15 protein-coding genes and 1 riboswitch are annotated in these 14,143 nt (G+C 72.7%); of the genes, 8 read left to right on the top strand and 7 right to left on the bottom strand.

Annotation, left to right across the window (positions count from 1 at the left end; translation table 11 throughout):
* The first annotated feature begins 9 nt into the window (after positions 1-9).
* Positions 10-522 (top strand): peptide deformylase, encoded by a 513-nt coding sequence (def, locus tag AC0OLQ_RS19680; RefSeq protein ID WP_484527435.1) that lies wholly within the window; start codon positions 10-12, stop codon positions 520-522.
* Positions 523-577: 55 nt separating this feature from the next.
* Here def and AC0OLQ_RS19675 read toward each other — a convergent pair whose 3' ends face one another.
* The 3 genes from AC0OLQ_RS19675 to AC0OLQ_RS19665 form a co-directional block, all read right to left on the bottom strand.
* Positions 578-2,152 (bottom strand): VWA domain-containing protein, encoded by a 1,575-nt coding sequence (locus tag AC0OLQ_RS19675; protein ID WP_484527434.1) that lies wholly within the window; start codon positions 2,150-2,152, stop codon positions 578-580.
* 158 nt (positions 2,153-2,310) lie between these two features.
* Positions 2,311-3,084 carry a GNAT family N-acetyltransferase gene (locus AC0OLQ_RS19670; protein ID WP_484527433.1) on the bottom strand — a complete coding sequence of 258 codons (774 nt, stop codon included), beginning with the start codon at positions 3,082-3,084 and terminating at the stop codon, positions 2,311-2,313.
* A gap of 33 nt (positions 3,085-3,117) precedes the next feature.
* A complete protein-coding gene (locus tag AC0OLQ_RS19665) occupies positions 3,118-3,888 on the bottom strand; it encodes a sulfite exporter TauE/SafE family protein (protein WP_484527432.1) in 771 nt (256 codons plus the stop codon).
* 183 nt (positions 3,889-4,071) lie between these two features.
* Here AC0OLQ_RS19665 and AC0OLQ_RS19660 point away from each other — a divergent pair, with 183 nt between their 5' ends.
* Positions 4,072-4,851, top strand: a complete 780-nt coding sequence (locus AC0OLQ_RS19660; protein WP_484527431.1) for an endonuclease/exonuclease/phosphatase family protein — start codon at positions 4,072-4,074, stop codon at positions 4,849-4,851.
* Between the two features lie 16 nt (positions 4,852-4,867).
* On the opposite strand, the gene AC0OLQ_RS19655 is transcribed toward AC0OLQ_RS19660, so the two are convergent.
* The 3 genes from AC0OLQ_RS19655 to AC0OLQ_RS19645 form a co-directional block, all read right to left on the bottom strand.
* Positions 4,868-5,749 carry a bifunctional 5,10-methylenetetrahydrofolate dehydrogenase/5,10-methenyltetrahydrofolate cyclohydrolase gene (locus AC0OLQ_RS19655; protein ID WP_484527430.1) on the bottom strand — a complete coding sequence of 294 codons (882 nt, stop codon included), beginning with the start codon at positions 5,747-5,749 and terminating at the stop codon, positions 4,868-4,870.
* A gap of 13 nt (positions 5,750-5,762) precedes the next feature.
* Positions 5,763-5,843: riboswitch (ZMP/ZTP riboswitch) on the bottom strand.
* Positions 5,842-6,867 carry a hypothetical protein gene (locus AC0OLQ_RS19650; RefSeq protein WP_484527429.1) on the bottom strand — a complete coding sequence of 342 codons (1,026 nt, stop codon included), beginning with the start codon at positions 6,865-6,867 and terminating at the stop codon, positions 5,842-5,844. It overlaps the preceding riboswitch by 2 nt.
* 18 nt (positions 6,868-6,885) lie before the next feature.
* Positions 6,886-7,893: a tyrosine-type recombinase/integrase gene (locus AC0OLQ_RS19645; RefSeq protein ID WP_484527428.1), complete on the bottom strand. Its 1,008-nt coding sequence runs from the start codon at positions 7,891-7,893 to the stop codon at positions 6,886-6,888.
* Positions 7,894-7,987: 94 nt separating this feature from the next.
* Here AC0OLQ_RS19645 and AC0OLQ_RS19640 point away from each other — a divergent pair, with 94 nt between their 5' ends.
* The 6 genes from AC0OLQ_RS19640 (at position 7,988) to AC0OLQ_RS19615 (ending at position 11,643) form a co-directional block, all read left to right on the top strand.
* The gene (locus AC0OLQ_RS19640; protein WP_484527427.1) at positions 7,988-8,518 is read left to right on the top strand and encodes a phosphotransferase; all 531 of its coding nucleotides are present in this window, start codon (positions 7,988-7,990) and stop codon (positions 8,516-8,518) included.
* Positions 8,476-8,844, top strand: a complete 369-nt coding sequence (locus AC0OLQ_RS19635; RefSeq protein WP_484527426.1) for a phosphotransferase — start codon at positions 8,476-8,478, stop codon at positions 8,842-8,844. The genes AC0OLQ_RS19640 and AC0OLQ_RS19635 overlap by 43 nt, the downstream gene beginning before the upstream one ends.
* Positions 8,845-9,061: 217 nt before the next feature.
* Entirely contained in the window at positions 9,062-9,454 is a 393-nt protein-coding gene (locus tag AC0OLQ_RS19630; protein ID WP_484527425.1) for a hypothetical protein, read from the top strand.
* A gap of 158 nt (positions 9,455-9,612) precedes the next feature.
* Positions 9,613-10,503 (top strand): RNA polymerase sigma factor SigJ, encoded by an 891-nt coding sequence (gene sigJ / locus AC0OLQ_RS19625; protein WP_484527424.1) that lies wholly within the window; start codon positions 9,613-9,615, stop codon positions 10,501-10,503.
* 103 nt (positions 10,504-10,606) lie between these two features.
* On the top strand, positions 10,607-11,083 hold the full coding sequence (locus tag AC0OLQ_RS19620; protein WP_484527423.1) for a cupin domain-containing protein: 477 nt from the start codon (positions 10,607-10,609) through the stop codon (positions 11,081-11,083).
* 101 nt (positions 11,084-11,184) lie between these two features.
* Complete coding sequence (locus AC0OLQ_RS19615; protein WP_484527422.1) at positions 11,185-11,643, top strand: carboxymuconolactone decarboxylase family protein; 459 nt, start codon at positions 11,185-11,187, stop codon at positions 11,641-11,643.
* A 94-nt stretch (positions 11,644-11,737) separates the two neighbouring features.
* Here the strand turns inward: AC0OLQ_RS19615 and AC0OLQ_RS19610 are convergent, their stop codons facing one another.
* Entirely contained in the window at positions 11,738-14,116 is a 2,379-nt protein-coding gene (locus AC0OLQ_RS19610) for an ATP-binding cassette domain-containing protein (protein WP_484527421.1), read from the bottom strand.
* Positions 14,117-14,143: the final 27 nt, after the last annotated feature.

Here is a 14,143-nt window from a genome sequence, read left to right as displayed (position 1 = left end):
CTTCCGGGCATGACTATGCGCCCGATCCGGATCATCGGCGACCCCGTGCTGCGCACCCCGTCCGAGCCGGTGACCAGTTTCGACGCCGAGCTGCGCGCGCTCGTGCAGGACCTCATGGACACGCTGCTCGGCGCGCCCGGCCGGGCCGGAGTGGCGGCCCCGCAGATCGGGGTGAACGCGCAGGTGTTCGTCTACGACGCCGACGGGCACCGCGGCCACCTGATCAACCCGACGCTGGAGCTGTCCGAGGAACGCCAGGACGACGACGAGGGCTGCCTGTCCATCCCCGGGCTGTACTTCCCGACCCAGCGGGCCATGCACGCCACGGCGCACGGCTTCGACCAGCACGGCCAGCCGCTGACCATCGCCGGCAGCGGGTTCCTGGCCCGCGCCCTGCAGCACGAGACCGACCACCTGCACGGCCGCCTGTACGTGGACGCCCTGCGCGGCGACATCCGCCGCCGGGCGCTGCGGGAGATCCGCGCCGGCCGGTTTGACTCGCCCAGCCGGGGCCGCCGCTGACCGCGAGGTGCGGGGGTGGCGCGACGGCCACCCCCGCACGTCCGGTCGCGACGGGTCACTTCGGCGGCGGGGCCACCAGGCAGGTCGCGGTCGAGGTGTTACCGGAGTCGTCCACGCCGGTGATGATCGCGTCGCCGCGCAGCGTCACCTTGTAGTCGATGTCGCCGGTGCCGTCCTTGACCCGGGACTGCGCGCCCGGCGCCTGCACCAGCTTGATCTTCGTGCCGGCCGGGAAGGGCCCGAACCGCACCGACGGGTCGGCGGCGTCGGAGATGTGGACCTGGACCGCCGTGTCGACGATGTCCGTGGCGGTCAGCTGGTAGAACCCGTCCGGGTTGTACGAGCCGGGGGTGTTGTCGCCGCTCGGGTTGTTGGTCGGCATGCACTGTGTGACCGGCGCGGTGGTGTCGACCACCCGCATCACCGCGGTGTCGCTGCCGGTGTTGCCGGCGGCGTCGGTGGCGGTGCAGGTGACCGTGGTGGCGCCCAGCGGGAAGGTGCTGCCGGGCGGCGGCGCGCAGGTCGGGGTGAGCGGACCGTCGACGTTGTCGGTGGCGCTCGCCGGGTAGTTGATCACCGCGCCGGCGGGGCTGGTGGCCTCCACGGTGCGGTCGTCCACGACCACGGTCGGCGGGGTCACGTCGTTGACCGTCACCGCGATGTGCTCGACGAACGCCGGCCCGCCGGACAGGCCGTTGAGCAGGAAGTCCACCGTGCAGTGCAGGGTGGCGCCCTGCGGGGCGTCGCCGGCGACCGTGATGGTCTCGGCGAACGGCACGTCGCTGCCGCTCTGCTGGGTCTTCGACGGCGCGTCGAAGCCCACCGACAGGCCCGGGTCGCAGACCACCTGCGGGCTGACGGTCACGTCGAGGTCCCGCAGCCCGGACAGGATCGCCGCGGTGACGGTGTCCGGGGCGCTGCCGACCACCTGCCCGCCGGTGGCGGTGGCCACGACGGTGGCCTGGCCGGACGCGTCCAGGCCGCCGCCCCCGCCGGTGACGTCGACGGCGAGCACCCGGGCGTCGTCGGCCTGCAGCGCGGCGGTGGCCTGCGCCAGGCTGTGCCCGGCGCTCGGGTCGTGGCTCGGCGCGTCGCCGACCAGGACCACGATCCGGCTGCTGCCCGACCGGTAGGCGATGCCCCCCTCGGAGACCTGGAACAGCCCGTTGACCCACGCCTCCGGGACGTCGCCGCCACCCCCGGCGGCCAGCCCGTCGACCGCGTTCTGCAGCGCGGTTTCGTCGCCGGTCAGGTTCTGCCGGACCCGGAACAGCTCCGCGCCGTCGCCCTCGTCGCGGTAGGAGGCCACCGCGAACTGTGCGGTGGGCTGCGCCCCGCGCACGTTGGTGATGACCTGCTGCAGGTTGGTGCGGACGTTGGCGATCGCCGGGCCCATGCTGCCGGTCGTGTCGACCAGCAGCACCACGTCCGGGTTCGGCGGGATCGGCGGGGTCGAGACCACCTTGCTGATCCCGATGGTGGCGCCGGGGTCGGCGGACCGGTCCACGGTGGCCGGGTCGACGCCGGGGGCCGCCCAGGCGGGCGCGGCCATCGCGGCGACCAGCGCGGTCACGGTGCCGGCGACGGTCACCGCCGTTCTTCGCCCGTGGGGCAGTGCTGTGAAACCCATCGTGTCTCCTTCAGCTCCGCCGCGCCCGCCCCGGGCGCGGCCTCGAAGCAGACGCTAGGGGCTGGGCCGCGCCGGGCCGGTCAGACACAAGCCCAGGTCAGGGTCGGGTTGTTGACCCGGCGTGGTGGCTGGACAGGACAGACTGAGCGGTCAACCGCTTACCGAAGGCGGTGCAGCGCGCACTCGGTGAAGTCGGCCACCCGGGTGAAGCCGAGCCGTTCGTAGAGGCGTACCGCGGGGACGTTGTCCGCCTTCACGTTGAGCGTCACGTGGTCGACGGTGGCCCGCAGCCCGGCGCACAGCGCCGCCACGGCCGCCCCGGCCAGGCCCCGCCCCCGGACGTCGGGGTGGGTGGTCACGTTGCCCAGGGCGGCCACCCGCCACGTCGGCGACCACACGTGCACCCCGGCCACCGCGACCAGCCGGCCCGCCTCCCGCACCCCGACGTACCGGCCGGTGTCCAGCATCCGCGGGTCGAACCAGTTGCCCGGGTACGCGGCCGCGTACAGCTCCCGCAGCTCCGGCAGGTCGGCGCGGCCCAGCGGCTCCCCGGCCGGAGCCACCGCCGCCAGCCGGGCCGGATCGGTCAGCGCCATCCGGTGGTGCACGGCGGCGTCGGAGACCGCGTACCAGCGGGCCACCGTGGCCTCCAGGCCGGGGGAGAGGTGCGCCCACAGCCGGGCCGGCAACACCGGGGCCGCCTCGGTCAGCAGCGCCGCCAGGTCCCCGGCGCGCTCCGGCGGCGCGAACGCCAGCAGGGTGGGCAGCTCGACACCGTGATACAGCAGCACCACCTGGTCGTCACGGCGATACCAGGAGGTGTACGGCCAGAAGAAGTCGTCCAGGTCACCCAGCTGGTACGCGTGCAGCACCGGATCCCGGCCCAGCAGCTCGGCGAGGACGGCACGATCGTGTTCGGCGCGGACGGGCACCCGCCGATGATCACACGCCGGCGATCCGCCCCGTCACGCCGCCCACTGGTCGTAGCCCAGCTTGCCCATCAGCGCCAGCACCACGACCAGCAGCACCACCCGCACGAAACCCGAGCCGCGCCGCAACGCCATCCGCGCGCCCACCGCCGCCCCGGCCACGTTGCACACCGCCATCGCCGCGCCCAGCAGCCACCACACGTGCCCGGTCGCCGCGAACACCACCAGCGCCCCCAGGTTCGTGCCCGCGTTGACCACCTTCGCCATCGCCGAGGCGTGCACGAAATCCGCCCCCACCAGCGCGGTGAACGCCACCACCAGGAACGTGCCGGTGCCCGGGCCGATCAACCCGTCGTACAGCGCGATGCCCAGCCCCGCCACCGCCACGGCCGTCGCCACCCGCACCGGCGTGCGCCGCCCCGGATACGACACCACGCCCAGCCGCGGCCGGGTCAGCACGAACACCGCCACCGACACCAGCACCACCAGCACCACCGGCCGGTACGCCCCCGCCGGCACCGCCCCCGCCAGCGCCGCGCCCAACCCGGCCGTCAGCACCGCCAACCCCGCCGCCGGCCCCGCCACCGCCCAGTCCAGCTTCGTGCGCCGCGCGTACGTCAGCGCCGCCGTCGACGTACCGAAGATCGCGGCCAGCTTGTTCGTGCCCAACGCCGTCGCCACCGGCACCCCCGGCGCGCCCAGCAGCAGCGCCGGCAACAGCAACAGGCCACCACCGCCCACCACGGCGTCCACCCAGCCCGCCACGGCGGCCGCGCTCAACAGGGTCGTCAGCGACACAGGATCCACGGCGGCATTCTGCCCACCCCGGCACCCCGACGAGACCGCCTGTGGCCAGCCTCACCGCAGCTCAACGTCCCCGGCGCCGCCGCAACCACAGCCCCGCCGACGCGACCGCCACGAACACCAGCATCGAACAGAGCAAGGCCTTCAGCACCCGGCAAGCCTGCCACGCGGACATAGGCTGTGCAGGTGCGCCTGGCCACCTTCAACCTGCTGCACGGCCGGTCCCTCACCGACGGACTCGTCGACCCCGGCCGGCTCGCCGCCGCCGTCACCGCCCTCGACGCCGACGTCCTCGCCCTGCAGGAGGTCGACCGCGACCAGTCCCGCAGCGGCAAACTCGACCTCACCGCCATCGCCGCCCGCGCCCTCGGCGCCCCCGAACACCGCTTCGCCGCCGCCGTCGTCGGCACCCCCGGCGAACAGTTCCGCCCCCTGACCCACGACGACGACGGCCACGGCGAACCCCTCTACGGCATCGGCCTGGTCAGCCGCCACCCCGTCCGCTCCTGGCAGGTCACCCGCCTGCGACCCGCCCCCGTCCGCTCACCGATCTACGTACCCGGCCCCGGCGGGGGACTGGTCCTGCTCCGCGACGAACCCCGCGTCGTCCTCGCCGCCGTGCTCGACACGCCGTACGGGCCGCTCACCGTCGCCGCCACCCACCTGTCCTTCGTGCCCGGCTGGAACATCCTGCAACTGCGCCGCGTCGTGCGCGCCCTACGCGCGCTGCCCACCCCGCGGATCCTCCTGGGCGACCTCAACCTGCCCGCCGGACCCGCCGCCCTGGTGTCCCGCTGGCGACCACTCGGGCGCCGCCCCACCTACCCGGCCGGGGAACCCCGGGTGCAGCTCGACCACATCCTCGCCGACCGGCGCGGAATGGACCGGCTGCCCCCGGTCACCGCCGTCGACACCCCGATGTCCACCATCTCCGACCACCGGCCGCTGCTGGTCGACCTCGGCTGACCGACCCGGCGAGCCCTCAGCCCAGCCCGGACGCCCGCTCCGCCGCGCGCACCGCGTTGCGGAACAACATCGCCACCGTCGTCGGACCCACCCCGCCGACCCGCGGCGTGATCGCCCCCGCCACCTCGGCACACGACTCGTCCACGTCCGGCAGCAACCGCCGCCCCTCGTAGCGCACCCCGCCGCCGACCACCACACCACCCGGACGCACATGCTCCGGCTGGATGATCCCCGGCACCCCCGCCGCCGCCACCAGGATCTCCGCCCGCCGCGTGTACCGCGGCCAGTCCGGCACCCCGGTGTGCACCACCGTCACCGCCGCGTTCGCCGTCGGCCGCTTCTGCGCCAGCAGCATCGCCAACGGCCGGCCCAACGTGGCGCCCCGACCCAGGATCACCACCTCCCGGCCCGCCACCGGCACCCCGTGGAACGCCAGCAACGCCTCGATCCCCGCCGGCGTACACGGCAACGGACCCGGCAACCCCAACGCCAGCCGGCCCATGTTCACCGGATGCATCCCGTCCACGTCCTTGTCCGGGTCCAGTTCCGCCAGCGCCCGGTCGTAGTCCAGGTGCCCCGGGATCGGATACTGCACCAGCACCCCGTGCACGGCCTTGTCCGCGTTGAAGTCCGCCAGCACCGCGTGCAGGTCGGCCTGCGACGCCGACGCCCGCAGATGCACGTGCGGCGAGACGAAACCCAGCTCCGCCGCCTGCCGCTGCTTGATCCGGATGTAACCCGCGCTCGCGTCGTCGTCGCCCACCAGCACCGTCGCCAACGCCGGTGTGACCCCCGCCGCGCGCAACGCCACCACCGACTCGGCGACCTCCGCCAACACCTGCTCCGCCACCGGCGCACCCGGCAGCAGCCGCGCCGTCGTCGTACCCGAAGAAGACATGCCGCACCCCGCCCGCGGAGGCCCAGGCGGTCGACCCCCGCGACGAGCTCCCCGATGGTTGCCCATCCCCGTGCCGCCAGTCGCGTTCACCCTCAGCCTGCCACAGCGCGCTCCGCGACCGCATCCGCCATCGCCTGCCACCGCGGCAACGACCCCAGCAGCGCCGCCGCCCGCCGCCGCCGATCCGCCGCCGACGCCACCCCGAGATCCGCCACCGCCGCCTCGAACGCCGGCCGCAAAACCCGCTCCCGCCCCGGCGCGTCCACCGCCAGCACCGCGTGACACCGGGCGTACGTCACCACCATCCAGAACATCGCCTCCCGGTGCGCGCCAGCCGCCACCAGCGCCGCGCTCCCGTCCAGCACCACCGGCCGCCCCGCCGCGCTCAGATCCGCCGCGAACGGGAACGGGGTACGCGCCACCCGCGCCGCCTCGTCGAACGTCACCGCCAACCCGGCCAGATGCTCCCGCACCCGATCCGGACCCACCCCGCCGCCGTCCAGCGACGCCAGCAGCTCCGGATACCGGTCACCGAACCCGTACCCGGCCAGCACCTCCCGCGCCAACCCGTAGCGCCGCCGCACCGTCGGATCCCGCAACGCCGCCACCGCCGGCAACACCGCCAGCAGCGACGTCGGGAACACCCACGCCAGCACCTGCTCCGGCAACGACGCCGACTCATCCAGCCGAGACAGCCCCTCCTCGATCCGCCGCCGCACCCCGGCGCAGCGCCGCCGCACCCACACCGGGTCCGCGAACCCCGCCGCCACCCGCTCCCGGATCCCCGCCAGCCGACCCGACGGATCCGCGACCACCGCGTCCGTCCGGAACATCGGCGCGAACACCCACGACCCCAGCACGTCCACCGGCGACCCCAACTCCGCCCAGGTCAGCGCCGAGACCTCCAACAGCACCCCACGGTGACGGAACTTGCCCACCTTCACCGCCGGCGCGTCCCGCACCAGCAGCACGTCCACGTCCGACCACGACGGCAGCACCGCGTCATCCGGCAGACCCACCGTCGACCCGCTGAAGAACGCACCACCGATCGACGGATCCCGGCGCATCTCCGCGCGCACCCAGTCGACCGCCACCGCCCGCGCCGCACCCACCCGCACCCCGACATGGTGCCCCGCTCAGCGCACCTCCCGCTGCACCACCAGACCCGCCAGGGCACGATTCGTGCGGTTCGACGCCACCGCCGCGCGCTGCTGACCCGCCGTCACCTCGATGTAGGTCTGCGACGACGCCAACGACGCGTGCCCCAGCAACCGCATGATCTCCGCCGCGCTCGCCCCGTCCTCCGCCAACCGGGTCGCGAACGTGTGCCGCAACGCGTGCAACCGCGCGCCCCGCGGCACCCGGTCACCGATCCCGGCCCGCCGGTAACACGACTCCACCAGATACTGCAGGCCACCCCGGCGCAGCGGCTCACCCCGCCGATCCACCAGCAGCGGCGAGTCCGGCCGGACCGAGCGCGCCCCGAACCGCCGCCGCCGGCTGTCCAGGTAGTCCCCGAGCACCCGATCCACGCCCGCCTCGATCGGCACCGTACGCGGCCGCCCACCCTTGCCCGCCACGTCGACCCGGCGCTCGCCGGCCCGGCCGGCCACCGACGCCACCCGCAGCGCCAGCAGCTCCGACAGGCGCAGCCCCGCGCACAGCGCCAACGCCAGCACCGCCAGGTCCCGCTCCGGCCACGGGTCGCGCTGCCGGCCGTCCTCCCGGGCCACCGCGGCCAGCAGCTCCTCCGGGGTGTCCTCGCCCCGCAGCGGCTTGGGCTGGGGGAGCGGGGTGCGGGGCCTGCCCACCGCCGGCATCGGATTGCCGGGTACGACGCCCTCGGCGACCAGGAACGTGAAGAAGCTGTTCCAGGTGGACCAGGCACGGTGGACCGAGGCGGCGGCGCGGGGAGCGGCGAACCGGGCGAACGCCGAGCGCATGACCCGGGGTGAGAGGGCGTCGACCGGGAGCCGGTCGAGGGGGAGGGGAGTGGTCCCGTCGGCCGCCGCCACCAGGCCCGCCACGGTGATCAGGTCCCGCCGGTACGCCGCCAGCGTGTGCGGGGAGGGCTTGCGGGTGGCCCGGGCGGTCAGGAACTCCTCGATCAATCCGCCTACCGTTTCGCCCGGTTTGTCATGCATAAGGCATATTATGCACGATTTTCGCGTTTCCGCCAGCCGCCGGATCGGGGGAGCGACCCCGGAAACCACTTGTCGCGGCACGCAGGCTGGGTCCGTGGTGGACATCGACGACGAACTGGTACGCCGACTTGTCGCCGCGCAGTTCCCGGCAGTGGGCGCACCTGCCCGTCGCCGCCGTGGCCCGGCAGGGGTGGGACAACCGACGTTCCGCCTCGGCGACCACCTCGTCGTACGGCTGCCCAGCGCCGAGGGCTACGTGCCCGGCATCGCCAAGGAGGACCGCTGCCTGCCGGGGCTGGCCCGCCACCTGCCGCTGCCCGTACCCGCGCCGGTGGCCACCGGCCGGCCCGGCGCCGGCTACCCGTACCCGTGGTCGGTGCGGCGCTGGCTGCCCGGCGACACCCTCGAGGCCGCCGGGGCGCTCGACCGGTCGGCCGTGGCGCGCGACCTCGGCGCGTTCCTGACCGCGCTGCGGGAGACGCCGGCGGCCCGGCGGGCGGGCGGCACTCCTGCTTCCGGGGCTGCCATCCCAGCGCCTACGGCGACGAGGTCGAACAGGCCCTCGACGCGCTGCGGGGCCGGGTGGACCGGGCCGCCTGCCAGGACGTCTGGGCACGGGCGCTGACCTCGGCGTGGTCGGCCGCGCCGGTCTGGTTCCACGGCGACGTGGCGGCCGGCAACCTGCTCGTCTCCGGTAGGCGGCTGGCCGCGGTGATCGACTTCGGCACCTGCGGCGTCGGGGATCCCGCCTGCGACCTGGTGCTGGCGTGGACCTGGTTCGCCGGTCCGGAGCGGAAGCTGTTCCGGGAGGCGGTCGGCCTGCCCGACGACGCCTGGCGGCGCGCCCGCGGCTGGGCGCTGTGGAAGGCGCTCATCAAGCTGGCGCGCGAGCCCGACGAGGAGCAGTCACGGGTCCTGGCGGCGGTCCTCACCGACCCGGTCGTCGACTGACACCGGGGAGGGCCGGAACTGCTTACTTGACATAATGTGCATTATCGACGCTTAGGCGGGCAGCGCGAGCGGGGCCGTGCCGGGCTGGATCGCGTTGCAGCCGCCGACCGTACAGCTGCCGAACCGGCCACGAGGCGGACGTCCAGTCGTTCCTCGACCGAGCGGAGGCGGCGCGCTGCGAGCGAAGCGACGACGGTCGACGCCGGCAGGTGGAGCCATGCCTGTGGGCGCTCCCGAGGCCGGCCAGCTGACCGTCACGGTCATCCAGCACGACGCCGAGGCGACCGCGATCCGGGACTTCCGCCGGCCCATCGTGCCACCGAAGATCGAGATACCCGGGCTCGGCGACGAGGGTGCGCGCTCCACGGAATCCGCCGTCGAACCGGAGGTGCTGTTCCGCCGCTACTACCTGGTGGTTTCCATCTGGTACGTCGTCACCGACGGGGACCCGAACGAACGGATGCCAGGCATGATCTGCCTCGCGCACGCCATCGACAGCCAACTCGACCCGTTGTCGCCTAGGGTCTGCGCGAGCTGCTCCCAGCATCCATCGACACCTCTCCCCCGCGTTCACTCCCCGGCGACGCCGCCACCAGCACGGTGCCCGTGACGCCTGCGCCAAAGCCGACAGCATTCCCAAAGCAGCTTGATCACGACGTACGGCCGCCGTGTCTGAGTGGGCTGGCTCGCTCCCCCAGAGCTGCCTTCGAAGATCCCGAGGTCGGATCGCTACGCTGGATCCGCAAGCTGGAGGAGGTCGCGATCTGCATGGGTGACTGGCGCGGGCCCGGACGGTCGGAGCAGGAGGACCCGCTCGGAGCCGAATGGGAGAGGCACCGGCCCGCGGTTTTCGGTGTGGCGTACCGGCTGCTGGGGAGTGTGGCCGATGCCGAGGATGTAACCCAGGATGTGTGGCTGCGGGCGGCCGGAGCGGATCTGCGGGACGTCGGTGATCTGCGCGCCTGGCTGGTGACGGTGGCCGCGCGACGGTCGTACGACATCCTCAAGAGCGCCCGTGTCCGCAGGGAGACCTATGTCGGGCCGTGGCTGCCGGAGCCGCTGCTGACCGGGCCGGACGCGTCGCAGCCGGTACTCGTCGACGAGTCCGTCAGTTCGGCGATGCTGCTGATCATGGAAGAGCTGAGCCCGCCGGAGCGGGTGGCCTTCGTCCTGCACGATGTCTTCGGTGTCGAGTTCGGCCGGATCGCCGAAGTGCTGGACGTCTCCGTGCCGGGTGCCCGGCAGCTCGCCTCGCGGGCACGACGGCGGGTGGCCAACGCGAAGCAGTCGACGCCGCGGGCGTCGAAGGCGGAGCGGCAACGCGTCCTCACGGTCTTCCGCGCCGCCTACGAGGCCGGCGACCTGGCCGGCCTGGTCAGGCTTCTGCACCCGGACGCCGTCTACGTCACCGACGGCGGCGGCAAGGTCTCCGCGGCACGCAAGCTCATCTACGGCGGCCAGCGCGTCGCCGAGGTCATGGTGCGTACGGGACGCCAGTGGCGCCCGGACCGCATCGACTTCGCCGAGGTCGGTGGCGAGCTCGCCCTCGTGTTCCATCGGGAAGGCCGGGTCTACTCCGTCGACACGGTGCAGATCACGGACGGTCTGATTAGCGCTTACCGCAAGGTCATCAATCCCGAGAAACTCGCGCGCATCTGAGCTGTCACGCCCGGAGGGGCTACCTCGTCTCCCTAATGAGAACGAGCGGGTCATGCGCTCGAGTCGCCCCTCCCCAGTAAGGACCTGTATGCAAGGCATCACTGTGCGACGCCGGACCGCCGTTATCGCCGCTGGCCTCCTGGCTGTCGCCACGCTGACTGCGGCCACGGCCTGCTCGACCTCCAACGAGCCGGCTCACGCCGAGGGGCCGGCCACGGCCGCAGCATCGGCGTCGTCGCGCCCCGCCGAAACACTCAGACCGCTGCTCCAGCAGGCCCTTCCGGATGTGAAGGGCAAGACGTTCACCTCGGCGGTCGTCGAGCTTCCGCCCAACGCGAGCGCGGCGCCGCACCGGCACGGCCAGGCGTTCGTCTACGCCTACGTCCTTGAAGGGACCGTGCGCAGCAAGCTCGACGACAAGCCCGTGACCACCTTCCACCAGGGCGAGAACTGGGTCGAGCAGCCGGGCGCCGATCACGTCGTCACCGAGAACGCCAGCCAGACCGAGCCGGCCAAGCTCCTGGTCGTCTTCGTCTCCAACACCGGAGACAAGCTCAAGGTCGACGACCCGAAGTCATAGCCCGGGGCACGCAGCGGGCGGCAACACGTCGCACGAACGGTGCCCTGCCAGAACACTCACCGCCACCGCGGCGCAGACCACACGAACGGATCAAAGGAACCATGACCGAGTTTCAGCGTGTCAACATCGGCGAGCAGCACCCGGCCCCCTACAAGACCCTCATCGCCCTGTCAGCGGAGGCGGAGGAGGCCGCCGCCGCAGCGGGCCTCGATCCGCTTCTGGTCGAGCTGCTGAGGATCCGCACCTCCCAGATCAACGGCTGCGCGTTCTGCCTGCGCATGCACACCCGCGACGCCCTCAAGAAGGGCGAGAGCCCCGATCGCATCGCCGTGCTGCCCGCCTGGGCGGAGACCGGCTACTTCTCCGAGACCGACCGCGCCGCCCTCCGCCTGGCCGAGGCGATCACCCTCGTTCCGAACGGACACGTCAGCGACGAGGACTTCAATGCCGCCGCGGCCGTACTCACCGCGGATCAGGTCTCGGCGGTCGCCTGGCTGGTAACCGTGATGAACGCCTTCAACCGCGTCGCGATCACCAGCCGGTACCGCGTCAGCAAGTGACCGCAGCGGTACCCACCCCGGTGATCATGAGGTTGGCGGCGGCTAATGGGACGAATCACGCCGCTAACCTCATGATCACCGCGGGGTGGGCGGGTCAGGCGCTCACGTAGGCCGCGAGGTGCTCGCCGGTGAGGGTGGAGCGGGCGGCGATCAGGTCGGCCGGGGTGCCCTCGAAGACGATCCGGCCGCCGTCGTGGCCGGCGCCGGGGCCGAGGTCGATGATCCAGTCGGCGTGCGCCATGACCGCCTGGTGGTGCTCGATGACGATGACCGACTTGCCGGAGTCGACGAGCCGGTCGAGCAGGCCGAGCAGGTGCTCGACGTCGGCGAGGTGCAGGCCGGTGGTCGGCTCGTCGAGGACGTAGACGCCGCCCTTCTCGCCCATGTGGGTGGCCAGCTTGAGCCGCTGCCGCTCGCCGCCGGACAGGGTCGTCAGCGGCTGCCCCAGCGACAGGTAGCCCAGCCCCACGTCGGCGAGGCGCTGCAGGATCTTGTGGGCCGCCGGGATCGGCGCCTCGCCGGCGCCGAAGAACTCCTCGGCCTCGGCCACGGACATGGCGAGCACCTCGCTGATGTCCTTGCCGCCGAGCAGGTAGGTGAGTACCTCGGCCTGGAACCGCTTGCCGCCGCACTCCTCGCACACGGTCGCGACGCCGGCCATCATGGCCAGGTCGGTGTAGATGACGCCGGCGCCGTTGCAGGTGGGGCAGGCGCCTTCGGAGTTGGCGCTGAACAGGGCCGGCTTCACGCCGTTGGCCTTCGCGAAGGCCTTGCGGATTGGGTCGAGCAGGCCGGTGTACGTGGCCGGGTTGCTGCGCCGGGAGCCGCGGATCGCGCCCTGGTCGACCGTCACGACGCCGTCGCGCCCGGACACGGAGCCGTGGATCAGTGAGCTCTTGCCGGAGCCGGCCACGCCGGTGACGACGACCAGCACGCCGAGCGGGATGTCGACGTCGACGTTCTGCAGGTTGTGGGTGTCGGCGCCGCGTACCTCGAGCACTCCGGAGGGGGTGCGCACGGACGGCTTGAGGCGGGCGCGGTCGTCCAGGTGGCGGCCGGTGAGCGTGCCGCTGGTGCGCAGTCCCTCCACGGTGCCCTCGAAGACGACCTCCCCGCCGGCGGTCCCGGCGGCGGGGCCGAGGTCGACGACGTGGTCGGCGATGGCGATGGTCTCGGGCTTGTGCTCCACGACGAGGACGGTGTTGCCCTTGTTGCGCAGTTGCAGCAGCAGGTCGTTCATCCGCTGGATGTCGTGGGGGTGCAGCCCGATGGTCGGCTCGTCGAAGACGTAGGTCACGTCGGTGAGCGAGGAGCCGAGGTGGCGGATCATCTTGGTGCGCTGGGCCTCGCCGCCGGACAGGGTGCCCGAGGGGCGGCTGAGGGAGAGGTAGCCCAGCCCGATCTCCACGAACGAGTCGAGGGTGTGCTGCAGCTTCGCCAGCAGCGGCGCCACCGACGGCTCGTCGAGGTCGCGTACCCAGGTGGCGAGGTCGCTGATCTGCATGTCGCACGCGTCGGCGATGCTGATCCCGCTGATCTTCGACGACCGGGCCGCCTCGCTGAGCCGGGTGCCCCCGCAGTCGGGGCAGGTGGTGAAGGTGACGACCCGTTCCACGAAGGCGCGGATGTGCGGCTGCATCGAGTCGACGTCCTTGGACAACATCGACTTCTGGATCTTCGGGATCAGGCCCTCGTACGTCAGGTTGATGCCCTCGACCTTGATCTTGACCGGCGCCTTGTAGAGCAGGTCGTGCAGCTCCTTCTTCGTGAACTCGCGGATCGGCTTGTCCGGGTCGAAGAAGCCGCAGCCGCTGAAGATGCGGCCGTACCAGCCGTCCATGCTGTAGCCGGGAATGGTGAGCGCGCCCTCGTTGAGCGACTTGCTGGCGTCGTACAGCTGGGTCAGGTCGAAGTCGGTGACCGAGCCGGTGCCCTCGCAGCGCGGGCACATGCCGCCGGTGATGCTGAAGCTGCGCCGCTCCTTCGTGGTCTGGCCGGCGCGCTCGATGGTGACCGCGCCGGCGCCGCTGATCGAGGCGACGTTGAAGGAGAACGCCTGGGGCGAGCCGATGTGCGGCTGCCCGAGCCGGCTGAAGAGGATGCGCAGCATCGCGTTGGCGTCGGTGACGGTGCCGACGGTGGAGCGGGGGTTGCCGCCCATCCGCTCCTGGTCGACGATGATCGCGGTGGTCAGCCCGTCGAGCACGTCGACCTCGGGCCGGGCCAGCGTCGGCATGAAGCCCTGCACGAAGGCGCTGTAGGTCTCGTTGATCAGCCGCTGCGACTCCGCGGCGATGGTGCCGAACACCAGGGAGCTCTTGCCCGAGCCGGAGACGCCGGTGAAGACGGTCAGCCGGCGCTTCGGGATCTCGATGCTGACGTCCTTGAGGTTGTTCTCGCGGGCGCCCTGCACGCGGATCAGGCCGTGGCTGTCGGCAACGTGCTGCGCGGGCGACCGGGGGTCCGTCCTCATCGTGTCTCCATCTGTTACGCGGGCCGC

It is taken from the genome of Micromonospora sp. Utrum1 (assembly GCF_057197805.1).
The sequence above is the reverse complement of the archived record's forward strand: the minus strand, read 5'-3'. Positions and strand labels throughout refer to the sequence as shown.